At 67.8% G+C, this 11,869-nt stretch carries 11 protein-coding genes and 1 pseudogene; 4 read left to right on the plus strand and 8 right to left on the minus strand.

The genetic code is table 11. The features are described from left to right. Nucleotides 1-77: 77 nt before the first annotated feature. From ACFQGD_RS16465 to ACFQGD_RS16475, 3 genes are read left to right on the plus strand one after another with little or no spacing between them, the layout of a single operon-like run. Nucleotides 78-1,391, plus strand: a complete 1,314-nt coding sequence (locus ACFQGD_RS16465; protein WP_345390797.1) for an iron-containing alcohol dehydrogenase — start codon at nt 78-80, stop codon at nt 1,389-1,391. Between the two features lie 23 nt (nt 1,392-1,414). Then, entirely contained in the window at nt 1,415-2,779 is a 1,365-nt protein-coding gene (locus tag ACFQGD_RS16470; RefSeq protein ID WP_390183601.1) for a MadS family sensor histidine kinase, read from the plus strand. Next, complete coding sequence (locus ACFQGD_RS16475) at nt 2,776-3,465, plus strand: MadR family response regulator transcription factor (RefSeq protein WP_345390803.1); 690 nt, start codon at nt 2,776-2,778, stop codon at nt 3,463-3,465. The genes ACFQGD_RS16470 and ACFQGD_RS16475 overlap by 4 nt, the downstream gene beginning before the upstream one ends. Nucleotides 3,466-3,577: 112 nt before the next feature. Here the strand turns inward: ACFQGD_RS16475 and ACFQGD_RS16480 are convergent, their stop codons facing one another. From ACFQGD_RS16480 to ACFQGD_RS16490, 3 genes are all read right to left on the minus strand, one after another. Further along, nucleotides 3,578-4,225, minus strand: coding sequence for a GPR1/FUN34/YaaH family transporter (locus tag ACFQGD_RS16480; protein WP_345390806.1), 648 nt, complete (start codon nt 4,223-4,225; stop codon nt 3,578-3,580). A 115-nt stretch (nt 4,226-4,340) separates the two neighbouring features. Beyond that, nucleotides 4,341-5,255 carry a mycofactocin oligosaccharide methyltransferase MftM gene (mftM, locus tag ACFQGD_RS16485; protein WP_345390809.1) on the minus strand — a complete coding sequence of 305 codons (915 nt, stop codon included), beginning with the start codon at nt 5,253-5,255 and terminating at the stop codon, nt 4,341-4,343. Then, nucleotides 5,252-5,440 carry a hypothetical protein gene (locus ACFQGD_RS16490; protein ID WP_390221063.1) on the minus strand — a complete coding sequence of 63 codons (189 nt, stop codon included), beginning with the start codon at nt 5,438-5,440 and terminating at the stop codon, nt 5,252-5,254. The genes mftM and ACFQGD_RS16490 overlap by 4 nt, the downstream gene beginning before the upstream one ends. Between ACFQGD_RS16490 and ACFQGD_RS16495 the strand changes: the two are divergent. After that, nucleotides 5,418-6,276 (plus strand): annotated as a pseudogene (locus ACFQGD_RS16495) (IS5 family transposase). The gene ACFQGD_RS16490 and the pseudogene ACFQGD_RS16495 sit on opposite strands and share 23 nt — an antisense overlap. Here the strand turns inward: ACFQGD_RS16495 and ACFQGD_RS16500 are convergent. The 5 genes from ACFQGD_RS16500 to ACFQGD_RS16520 all read right to left on the minus strand — a co-directional run bounded on the left by ACFQGD_RS16500 (nt 6,260) and on the right by ACFQGD_RS16520 (nt 11,742). Further along, on the minus strand, nt 6,260-7,693 hold the full coding sequence (locus tag ACFQGD_RS16500) for a VWA domain-containing protein (protein WP_345398977.1): 1,434 nt from the start codon (nt 7,691-7,693) through the stop codon (nt 6,260-6,262). The pseudogene ACFQGD_RS16495 and the gene ACFQGD_RS16500 overlap by 17 nt on opposite strands. An 18-nt stretch (nt 7,694-7,711) precedes the next feature. Then, on the minus strand, nt 7,712-8,893 hold the full coding sequence (locus ACFQGD_RS16505) for an AAA family ATPase (protein WP_345398980.1): 1,182 nt from the start codon (nt 8,891-8,893) through the stop codon (nt 7,712-7,714). Further along, nucleotides 8,877-10,169 (minus strand): NDMA-dependent methanol dehydrogenase, encoded by a 1,293-nt coding sequence (gene mdo / locus ACFQGD_RS16510; RefSeq protein ID WP_345398983.1) that lies wholly within the window; start codon nt 10,167-10,169, stop codon nt 8,877-8,879. The genes ACFQGD_RS16505 and mdo overlap by 17 nt, the downstream gene beginning before the upstream one ends. Before the next feature lie 128 nt (nt 10,170-10,297). Next, entirely contained in the window at nt 10,298-10,981 is a 684-nt protein-coding gene (mftE, locus tag ACFQGD_RS16515) for a mycofactocin biosynthesis peptidyl-dipeptidase MftE (RefSeq protein WP_345398986.1), read from the minus strand. Then, nucleotides 10,978-11,742: a glycosyltransferase family 2 protein gene (locus tag ACFQGD_RS16520; protein WP_345398989.1), complete on the minus strand. Its 765-nt coding sequence runs from the start codon at nt 11,740-11,742 to the stop codon at nt 10,978-10,980. Before ACFQGD_RS16520 ends, mftE begins: the two co-directional genes overlap by 4 nt. Nucleotides 11,743-11,869: the final 127 nt, after the last annotated feature.

An 11,869-nucleotide genomic window follows, 5' to 3' on the forward strand; every position in this document is an offset into this window, starting at 1 on the left:
ACGGTGTGCTGCCCGTCACACAGGTATTAGCCTGGAGTGGTTCTGGCCGCGACATCGAACCACCGAGGAGTGTTCTCGTGTCCCACGTGACCCCGGCCATCGATGCGATGCCGCCAGGCACGCTCACCTGGTCTCAACCGGAGCGAAACGGTGCCGCCCTGCTCAGCGACCCGGATAGCGGCACCCTGCCGGATGAGCTGAGTGGTCCCCGCGCCGCGACGCCGGACTCGATCGAGTCGGCGTTCCAGCTCGCTAAGTTCCACGCTCCGGAGATCGTGCTCGGGCCGGGCTCGCTCGCCGAGCTCGGCCACGCCGCGCTGCGGGTCGGGGCAAGAAAGCCGTTCGTCGTCACCGACGGCGGCATCCAGGAAGCGGGTTGGGTGTCCGAAGCGGTAGGACACCTTCAACTGGCGGGTCTTCGTCCGGTCGTGTGGTCGGAGGTCACCCCGAACCCGAAGGACCACGAGGTGCAGGCCGCTTATGAGCAGTACGTGGCGACCGGTGCCGACGTGATCATCGCGGTGGGTGGCGGGTCGTGCATCGACGCGGCCAAGGGTGTGGCGATCCTGTCGAGCAATGGCGGTGCGATCCTCGGCTACGCGGGAGTGGACAAGGTGACGCAGCCGATCCCGCCGCTGGTCATGGCGCCCTCGACGTCCGGTACCGGCGCGGACGTCTCGCAGTTCGCCATCATCACCGATACCGCGCGGCGCACCAAGATCACCATCATCAGCCGGACGCTCGTCCCGGATATCTCGATCATCGACCCCAGGCTGCTCATCACGATGCCGGACGAGCTGAACGCCGCCACCGGGCTTGATGCCCTCACCCATGCGATCGAGGCGTACGTTTCTCGTGCGCACAATCGGCTCACCGATCATCACGCGCTGCACGCCGCCCACCTGATCACGACGCACCTGCAGCGCACACTGTCGCGGCCGAGGAAGGCGGAGTCGCGCATCGCCATGGCCCAGGGCGCGCTCGAGGCGGGCATGGCGTTCACCAACGCGATCCTTGGCGTTACCCACGCGATGAGTCACCAGGTTGGTGGTTTGCTCGATGCGCCGCATGGCGTGCTGAACGGCGTCCTGTTGCCGCACGCGATCCGGTTCAACGCCGCATCCGCTCCGCAGCGATACGTGCCACTCGCCGCCGCGATCGGCATCGACGTCGACGGCAAGCCCGCCATGGAGGTCGCCGAGCTGCTCGCCGCTCACGTGCGCGGGCTCGCGGACGACGTCGGCGTGCCGAAGGGCCTCGCGGACCTTGGGGTCACCGAGTCCGTGATCGCGACGCTGGCGCGCACCACACTCAACGACGCGTGTCTTGCCACCAACCCGAGGGACGCGAGCGCCGCCGACATCGAGTGGCTGTTCCGGCAGGCGCTGTAATGGGTGGCACGACCGATCGCGACGTGAGCGACGCGTATCTGGGAGCGCTCACCGGCGTCCGTTCCGGGAAACGTTCGTTCTACCCGGAGTACGTTCGGTCAGCGGAACGGCTGGAGAACGCGGTGCGGGCGCTGGACCGAATCTCCCGCGCGCTGGTCGTCACAGGGGAGGGCCCTCGGGCGCTCGTCGAAGCCGTGGTCGCGACGGCGACCGAGCATTTGCAGGCGGATTGGCTGCTCGTCGCGGTCGCCGATGGCGCGTTGCAGGCGGCGCGGCCACGATTTCTGTTCTCCGCGGGTGACGAGCTGATCGACGACGAACACCGGTTGCCGCACAGCGCGCTGGAGCAGCTACGGGTGTTGCGTTGCCGGCCGTGGGAAGCCGAACACGAGGACGTCAGCGAGGACTATCAGCACACCGGCATCGTCCGTGTCGGGATGACGCTTGACGGCGAGCCGGTCGGTGGGATCGCCGCACGGCCAGGTCCCGCCGTCTCGATCGCGGACACCGACTTGGCGCTGCTGCGGGTACTGGCCAATCACGCGGCTGTCGCGCTGCACAACTCGTTCCTGCTACACGCGACGACGCGGCTGCGGGGCAGGACCGAGCAGTTGTCCGAGACAGCGGAGCGACGGGCTCGTGACCTCGCCGCGCGCAACGCTGAACTCGCCGAGACGCAGCAGCGGCTCATCGCGGCGATGCAGCGGCAGGCGCTGGATGACGAGCGGCACCGGATCGCGCGAGAACTGCACGACAGCGTCACCCAGGACGTTCTCTCGGCTGGCATGACGATCGAGCTGTGCCGGTCCGAGCTGACCGACAACCCGGACGACGTGGGTCCGACGATTGAACAACTCGGTGCCGCCAAAGACCTCACCCGGCATGCGGTGGAGCGACTGCGGGCGGCGATCTACGCGCTGCACCACACGGCAGAGGAGCCGTCCGGCTCGTTGCCGGTCCTGCTGGAGCGCCTGTCAACGGTGCACCTGCCGAGTGATCTGAAGGTGCAGGTCAGAGTCACCGGCGAGCCGGTCGCGCTGTCTGGCGAGGCAGAGCACTCGCTGTTGCGGCTCACCGGGGAGGCGCTGTTCAACACGGTGATGCACACCAGCGCGACCCAGGCGCAGGTGCGGCTGCGATACCAGGCGCACACGATCGTGCTCACGATCTCCGATGACGGCGATGGCGATCCGGCGCAACTGCGCAAGATGCTGCGGCTGGCTTCGGCAGCCGATCTCGGTGGCGGACACCGGGGCTTGGCGAATATGGCTGCGCGCACAGCGGATCTTGGCGGAACGATGTCGATCCGCAAGTCACGCCTCGGCGGCATCATGTTGCGTTTCGAGATTCCGGCACCGGAGCAGACCGACAGGAGGGCGGCGGGATGACCGTGCGAGAACAGGCGAGCGTGGTGCGGCCACCGACACAAGGAGCGGGAAGCCGAGCACTGACCATCGTGCTCGTCGACGACCACGCGATCGTCCGGCAGGGGCTGCGCTCGATCCTCGAGCGAGAGGAAGACATGTGCGTGGTCGGGGAGGCGACCACCGCCACCGAGGCGAGGACGGTGATCGACCGGCTGCGGCCGGACATCGTGCTGCTCGACCTCAAACTGTCCACCGGGTCCGACACCGAGGGGCTCGCGGTGTGCTCCGAGCTCACCGAGCGGTACCCGGACATCGGTGTGCTGGTGCTGACCACGTTCCTCGACGATGCACTTGTGCTGGAGGCCGTCCACCGGGGTGCGAAGGGCTACGTGATCAAGGACGTCGATACGAGCGGCCTGGTGTCGTCGATACGTGCGGTGGCGCGCGACGAGAGCGCGTTCGACTCTAGGTCGGCCTCGGTGATGGTGCGCTCGATCCGCACCACGCCGGATGAACCGACGCTGACCGAACGGGAACAGGGTGTGCTGGAACTGCTCGCGCACGGGATGAGTAACCGCGAGATCGGCCGTAGGCTGTTCATCTCGGAGACCACGGTGAAGTTCCACGTCCGTAACATCATGCGGAAGTTGTCCGCGTCCAGCAGGGCCGAGGCGGTCTACGAGGCGAGCAAAATGGGATTGATCTAGGTGTATCGATCACGATCTCGTTTGCGTGCTGGAGAATGAGCCGACTGGCACTGAGCTGGTCGGGTGGGCCCAGCGGCGTCCACGAGCGGGGCCCACCCGGTATCAGCCCGTATCAGCGCACCACGGGCGCGCCGAGGCGCAGCCCGGCACCGCCGGTGGCGAGTGATGCGACGTGGAAGAACAGATAGGTGCCGACGGCGACGAACGAGAACACCACGATACCGGCCGCCGTCTGAATGCTCGCTGATCCGGTCAGGGTCGCGGTGAGTACCAGCGCGAGTGACAGCGTGATCAGGCCGAACAACACGGTGAAAGCGAGCGGGAGTCGTAACGTGGCCAGGGTGAGAAGACTGATCGTCGCCAGCCACGCGATGAGGAAGAGTTCTTGGGTCGCGACGGCGGACTCGGCGGGAATGCCGAACCAGCCGTGTGTCAGCCCGAGGACCAGTGCCGCGTAGCTGAGCCAGAATCCAGCGAACACCCCGAAGATGGCGGCGACAGCGTTCTGTCCGAGCGCGGCGGCCCATATCGCCGCGATCAGCTGTCCAACTCCGGTGGCGACAAGGATGATGGCGATGGGGGCGCCCGCTGCCTCGGCGGGGACGTAGCCGACAAGTGTCAGGCCGAGTGCGATGGCACCGACAAGAAAGGTTGGCACGCCGATCAGTGCGGGATCACCCGCCAGTGGTCCCGAAGGGCTCGGCTCTGGCTCGAAGTCGGTATCGGTCGGTTCCGTCGCTGTCTGTGCGTGAGATGACATGAGCGCTCCTTCCGGTGCTGACGCGATGGCTACCTGAGCAGGGTGGCGCACCTCACACGTCGTGGTCGCCGGGCAAGAAGGCGCTGCTGGCCCCGTCTTTCGGCCAGGCGGATAGCTACCCTCGGCCCGTCTCGATGACCAGCCAGCCACCGTGGTGTTCGGTGACGGTGAACGGGAGTCCGGTGGCGATGCCGATGTCGGCGAGGATCGACCGGTCGAACGTGCGAACGTGGCCGTAGATCGGCGCCGGTTCCTCCTCGAACGGCACCGCGACGACCACGCGGATTGACGCCAGTCGCACCGCCTCGGCGACGACCCTGTCCCCGTCGGCCGGTTCCAGATGCTCCAGCAGGTGCAGCAGCGTGACGGTGTCCACCGCCCGGTTCGGCAGCGGCACGCTCGCCGCGTCGCAGGCCAGCGTCGCCAGCGGCACGTGCCGCGCACGGGCGATCGTCGCCAACAGCCGCATGCTCGCGGGCACGAGGTCAGATGCGATGACCGAGGTATCGCCGCGTTCGGCCAGCAGTAGTGGGAAGAACCCGAAGCAGGATCCGAGATCGAGCACGCTGCCAGGCGGGACGATCTCGAGCGCGCGTTCGTAGACCGGGACCATGCCCGCGATGACCGAGCTGGGCTCGCCGTCGTCCACTGTGGTCCGTCGGATCTTGGCGAGTGTGTTGGCGTAGAAGGTGTGCCACGCGAGCAGTGGGTCGCTGACGGTGGAGCGGACGATGCCGGTGACGACATGCTCGAAGACGTCGTTACCGCTGAGCCAGCCGGGGCTGAACAGCTCGGCGTGCAATAGCCCCACCAGGTCGTTGTCCAACTGATCAGGCCGGAGCCAGTGGCTTACCTCTAACCGTCTGCCCCGCTTGCGCAACTGGAAATGAGCGGTGGTGGCGATCGTCTCGCCAGGGCCCTGTGGCCGTTGACCCCTGCCGAGCTTGAGCACCTCCACCAGTTCGTCTTGGTAGTGCCGGTCCGTCACCGGCGACAGCGGGTCGAGCGCGGCGCGGGGCACGGCGTTCATCGGCCGACGACGTCGGTGGTGAGGTCACGTGCGGTACCCTCCAATCCGGACAGATCGCGCACCACCCGCACCCGGTCGCAGTACTCGGCGTAGTCCGGTAGATCGCAGCCGCCTAGGGCGTGTCTCCCGAATATCGGCCGGTGGTTCGCTGATGATCGGTGAATGATCAGAACTGGTGTGATCACGGACGAGTTGTGGGAGTCGATCGAGCCGGTGTTGCCGTCTGATGTTGGGCGGCGTGGTGCGCGCTGGCGTGATCACCGTCAGGTGCTGGAAGCGATCGCGTGGCGCTTTCGCACCGGATCGCCGTGGCGTGATGTGCCCGCTGAGTTCGGCCCCTGGCAGACCTTGTGGAAGCGGCATCGCCGCTGGTCAAGCGACGGCACGTACGAGCGGATCTTCGAGCATGTGCTGTCCGACCACGCCGATACGGGCAAGCTGGACTGGTTGCTGTCGGTGGACTCCACCGTCGTGCGGGCGCACCAGCATGCCGCCGGCGCGCCCTCCGCGGACCACACAGGGGGCCAGGTCGAATGACAAGATTTCCGAGCCGGACGACCACGCGATCGGTCGTTCGCGCGGCGGATTGACCACCAAGGTCCACGCCCTGGTCACCTCCGGTGTCCGCCCGGTGGCCATGCTGCTGTCCGCCGGGCAAGCCGGGGACAATCCGCGCCTGGCGCCGTTGCTCGAGGCCCTGGCCGCGACCGGGCACCGGCCGGATCGCCTGCTGGCGGACAAGGCCTACTCACACCCGTCGACTCGCCGCGAACTGCGGCGGCGACGCCTCCGGCACACCATCCCCGAGCGCTCCGACCAGGCCAAACGCCGTAAGGACAAGGGGTCCGCCGGTGGTCGGCCACCGGGTTTCGACCCCGAGCTCTACAAGCAGCGCAACACCGTCGAGCGCGGTTTCGGCCGGTTCAAGCAGTGGCGCGGAATCGCGACCCGCTACGACAAGTACGCGCGGACCTACTTCGGCGGCGTACTCCTCGCCGCCACCGTCATGCTCGCCCGATGAATCGGGAGACACGCTCTAGTCCCCAGGAATAGCGCGGCTCCGGAGTGAGCCAGATCGTCTCCCGCGCCCGCCGCGTCAGCTCCGCGAAGCCCGCCAGATTCGGGTCGTTGCCGTTACCTCTGCCGTCGCCGAGCACCAGCAGCGTGGTGCGCCGGGTGACCGATGAGGCGTACTCGCTGACGAACTCGCTGATCACGGCGCCGTAGTCGGAGTTCGCGTCGACGTCGAGCACGTCACCGCCGAAGATCAGCCCGAGGGCGCGGTCGGCGGGATGATCCGCGAACAGTTCCGTCGTCTCGGCGATGTCCGCGACGAACGCGAACGACCGCACCTGCGCGAACAGGTCCTGCAGGCCGTGCACCAGGTGCAGTGTGAACCGTGCGGTGGCCCGCACCGACAAGCTGACGTCGGCCAGTACCACGAGCCGGGGCTTGTCCTCGGTGCGCCGCACGGTGACCGGCGCGAACGGCACGCCGTCGTAGCGCATGTTGCGGCGCATCGTCTTGCCGGGATCGACCCTGCCGACCGGCGACACCCGCCTGCGATGGGTGAGCGCGCCGCGCAGCGTCCGCGCCAGCCTGCGCAGCGACTCCTCCAGATCGGCGCGTTCCCGCTCGGCCACGCTGTCCACTGTGGCCACTCGCTGCTCTCGTGACTCCACGGCGCGGGTTTCCAGCTCCAGCAGCGCCTCCAGGTGCCGCTTGAGCGCTCGCGGAAGGTCCGCCAGCACACCAGCCATGCGTTTGCGCAACGCGGCGGCGTCGGACTCGTCGCCGGTCTGGTCCTCGGTTTGGTCGTTGAGCCAGCCGAGCAGCGCCTCGGTCTCGGCGATGGTCAGCTCGGCATCCACCGTGGTGCCGGAGTCGCCCGCGAGTTTGCCCGGTGCACCGGCGCCGTGCAGCCGTTCGGTGTCGAGCTGTACCCGGTAGCCCTCGCTGCCCGCGACGATTTCGTTGTCCTTGGAGAGCACGATCTCGTCCGTCAGTGAGGCGATGTCTATCTTGTTGGCTTCCTGGTGCAGGTTGTATCGCTGCGCCAGGTCTTCTTGGTCGAAGTAGTCCCGGATGCTGGACGGCTTGCCGTGCTCGTGGCCCTGTTGCGGCGTCTGGCTCGGCTCGTCGGACAGCGTGAACGACTCCAGCGCGCCGGTGTCGGTGAGGTCGTCGTGCTCGTGGCCGTGCCCGTGGCTGGTGTCCTCGCCGCCGACCTTGATCAGCGCGAAGAAGGCGTCGAAGACCTCGTCGAACGCGGGCTCGTCGCGGCGGTCCTTGATTAGCGCGACCCGCAACGCCGCCTTGAGACGTTTCTTGTCGGTGAGCACGCCCGGCTGCCCGGCACAGCGCAGCGCGTCCAGCACCTCGGGTACCGAGACGCGCACGCCGTAGAGCCGGAGCAGCCGGACGAACCGGTGGATCATGGCTTCCACCGCGTACCCCTAGAGCGCCCTGCGACGGGCGAACGACCGGGAGCCCTGCCCGGCGTTCACCGGTAACCGCTGTAGCTTTCCTGACGAGTTGCCGTAGTACCCGTCGTCGAACCGGTCGGGCGCGTCTTTGGCCGCCCGCACCGCCGCACCGTCCACATCGGACCCATCGTGATGGTGATGCTCGTTGTGGGAATGGCCGTGGTGGTGTCCGTGCCCGTGCGAGTGGTCGTGAGAGTGGCCAAGCGAAACCGGCACCTCGGCGTTCGGATCGACCAGGCGCGGTAGGGCGCCCAACGCCTTGTCGACGTCCTTGTCGTACTTGACCACCACCGACACCGTGTCCGCCAGCACCTGCGCCGACAGCTCGTCGGCACCGAGCACTGCCAGGGTGCGTGCCCAGTCGATCGTCTCCGAGATGCTGGGTGCCTTGCGCAGCTCTAACTCCCGCAACCCCCGGACGATGTGCACCAACTGCTCCGCCAGCGCATCGGGCAGCCCGGTCCGCTTGCTACGCACGATCTCCAGCTCCCGTTCCGCCGAGGGGTAGTCGAGGAACAGGTGCAGGCACCGCCGCTTCAGCGCCGCCGCGAGGTCGCGCGTGTTGTTCGACGTCAGGACGACGTACGGCGGCTGGTGCGCGGCGAACGTGCCGACCTCCGGGATGGAGATCTGGTACTCGCCCAGCATCTCCAGTAGCACCGCTTCGAGTGCCTCGTCGGCTCGGTCCACCTCGTCGACCAGCAGCACGGCGGGCTGCTCCGAACGCACCGCGTCCAGCAACGGCCGGGGCGCGAGGAACCGCTCCGAGAAGAACACGCTTTCCTGCGCGCCGATGCGCGTCACCGCGTCATGCAACGTGGCGGCATCGGCGACCACCTCGCCGATCTTGTCCCGCAGCATCTGGGTGTAGAGCAGTTGCTTGCCGTAGTCCCACTCGTAGAGCGCTTTGGTCTCGTCCTGGCCCTCGTAGCACTGCAACCGGATCAGCCCGCGGCCGGTCGCCGCCGCGAGTACCTTGGCGAGCTCGGTCTTGCCAACCCCGGCCGGCCCCTCGATCAGCACCGGCTTGTCCAGCCGGGTCTGCAGGAAGACCGTGGTGGCCAGCCGGGAGTCGGTGATGTAACCCTGCTCGGCGAGCGCGGCGCCGACGGCGTCGACCGAGTCGAACGGGCCCTCAGCTGAGCAGGTCATCCAGCTCGCCGTTCATGCTGTGGTCAACGACCGGTCGGACGGTCTCGAAGGTGCACTCCTTGGGGTTGCCTGGCGTGCAGGCGTCACCGAGGACGTGGTTGGTGATGCGGTCGACGTCCGTGTCGTCGCCCTTGATCGCCGATGCCTGTTCGTAGAACTTCGTCGGCCCCTGCCCGAGCCGGTTCTTCGAGTAGGTGTCCTGCTTGACGTCGACGAACCGCTCCGGGATGCCGACGTCGCGCAGCAGCCGGATCGCCGCGGCCAGCGCGGCATCCGCGGCCTGGACGTCGGTCATGCCGTGCGTGTCCACGCCCATCGCGCTGGCCATCTCCGCGAACCGCTTGTACGCCACCGGCATGTTGAACGCCCACACGCGCGGCAGCGCGATCGCGTTGTTCAGGCCATGGTGGGTGTCGTAGAACGCGCTCACCGCGTGCGAGATGGAGTGGATGATGCCGAGCCCACCGGAGTTGAACGCCTGCGCCGCGATGTACTGCGCGTACATCATTCCCTCCCGGCCGGACAGTTCGGCGGGATTCCACGTGGCCTGCCGGAGGTTCTCGGCGGTCAGCTTGATCGCGCGTAGCGCGTTACCCAGCGAGGGCTCGAAATTCAGCCGCGACACGTACGGCTCGGAGGCGTGCGCCAGGACGTCGAACCCGCACTGTGCGGTGTAGTCGATGGGGCAGTCGTAGTACAGCGTCGGGTCGTCGATCGCCAACGACGTCACCGACGCGTCGTCGAACGCTACATACTTGTGCGGGTTATCCGGGTCGGTGGTGGTATCGGTGATGACGTACGCCCAGGACGTCTCCGAGCCGGTCCCCGCGGTGGTGGACACCGCGATGTGTGGCGGGTTGCTGGGATTCTCCGACTTGTTGAACCCCTCGAAGTCGTTGACGTTGCGGCCGTCGTGTGCGACCGAGATCCGCGCGCCCTTGCAGGCGTCGTGCGAGGAGCCGCCGCCGATGGAGACGAAGCTGTCGCACTTGTTCTGCTGATACAGCGACACGGCGTCCATCACGTTGTAGTCCTTGGGGTTGGACTCCACTTCGTCGTACACGACGACGTCCAGCCCGTGGTACTTCATCGACTCCACGATCTTGTGCACGGTGTCCGACCCGCGCAGCCCGGTCGTCATCACGAGCGTTTTCGTGAAGCCGAGGTTCTTCGCCTCTGGGCCGATCATTTCGTGCGCGCCAGGGCCCATCAGGGCGCGTGGAAATGGGTGGAATTCCTTGATCGGGAATGGCTTGAGTAGCTCGTCTACCTGCATTTGTCTGAACCCTTTCGTAGAGCGCGTGTGCCAGTGACGCTATGGCCGCGCTCACAGCGGTGGAACCGTTCGAAGCGGAAACCGTCGAGGTGGCACGACAGAACCGGCCGGTCGAGCCGGGTGGGTACCTATCCGGCTGGAGGGTGCGCGAGCCAGGTGCTGACCGCGTGGGTGAGGTCGGCGGTCCAGCGCTCGATAGCGAGTTCGCCGACGGCGGCGGTGGCGCGGGTGGGGTCGCCGAGGATGCCGTTGGGGCTGATGGCTTTGACTCCGTCGGTGCGGAGTCGGTTGATGAGTTCGGGGAGTGGCGCGGTCGCGCCTGGTACGGCTCGATCGAGGGCGACGTGGTGGGGCCGGAGGTGCAGCATGACGGAGGTTTCGGTGTGTCCGGCGTGGCTGTCGTCGGCGGGGCCGGTGGGTGACCAGGCGAGCACCTGGCGGCCTTCGGTGCGGAGTTGGCGGACGGCGTCGGTGAGGGGGTGGTGGTTGCCGCCGTGGCCGTTGACGAGGACGGTGCCGGTGAACCGGTCGGCGGAGCGGACGAGTTCGATGAGGACGGTGCGCAGTGCGTGTTGGCCGATGGACAGGGTGCCGTCGAAGTCGGCGTGTTCGCCGCTGGAGCCGTAGGGGATGGGTGGTGCGACGACGATGCCGGGCACCCGTTTCGCGAGTTGGCGGCTGAGTTCGGTGGCGATGGTGGTGTCGGTGTCGAGTGGGAGGTGGGGGCCGTGTTGTTCGGTGGCGCCGAGTGGGACGGCGAGCACCGGGGCGCGCCCTGACAGCTCGGGGGAACGGAGCGTGCCGAGGTTCATGGCTGGTGGCGTTCGGTGGTCTGCGGCAGCAGCGGGCCGAGGGTGCGGTGGCGGAGGCAGCCGGTGATGACGCCGGTGGAGTAGGCGAGGTCGTCGGCGATGCGCAGCGCCGTCCAGCGGATGGGGTCGAGGCGGCGTGCAGTGCTGGGTGGCTCGGTGCCCCGCGACGGATGCGGAGAGAGCGTTCGTGTCGCGTGCGCGATGCCTTCTGCGAGGCAGGGGAGCAGGCTGGCGGCCAGGATGCGTCGTCCGCGTTTGGTGGGTAGTAGCAGGGGCCACCAGCCGCGTCGGATGGCGGCGGCGAGCATCGTGGCCGCGCCGAGTTGTCCCTGTGCGGTCAGCGTGAGTGCCGCGCGGGCGGGGATGCCTTTGCGTCGCAGCGTCCGGGGTAGTGCGGCGGTGCTGGCGGCGGCGAGGGTGGCGCCGAGTCCGGGCCTGCCTGCGGTGGTGAGTGCGGCGGCGGTGAGTGTCCAGCCGTTCGCGCGGGCGCAGGTGAGTAGTTCGGGGTGTCGGGTGGACAAGGGGGCGGCGGAGGTGCCGTAGTGGTGGCGTTGTTGTAGCCAGGCCCGGAGGGTGGGGCGGGGTTGGTGCCAGACGGTCGCCTCCGGTTGGTAGCGCACGGTGTGGCCTGCGGCGATGAGTCGCCAGGTGAGGTCGACGTCTTCGCCGTAGCGGAGGTGTTCGTCGAAACCCCCGAGGTTGGCTAGTGCGTTGCGGCGGATGATGAGTGCGGCGGTGGGCACGTAGCTGACGCGGCTCATCGGCCGCACGACCGCGGGGTGGGGGCCGAGGTCGAGTGGTGATTGGTCGGCGTCGTAGCGGGCGATCGGGCTGGTGTCGGGGAGGCTGCGTATGCGGGGTGCCGTCTTGCGTCTGAGTTAGATGACC

Origin of the sequence: Haloechinothrix salitolerans (assembly GCF_042662605.1) — a bacterium.
GTDB classification, from domain to species: Bacteria; Actinomycetota; Actinomycetes; order Mycobacteriales; family Pseudonocardiaceae; genus Haloechinothrix_A; species Haloechinothrix_A salitolerans.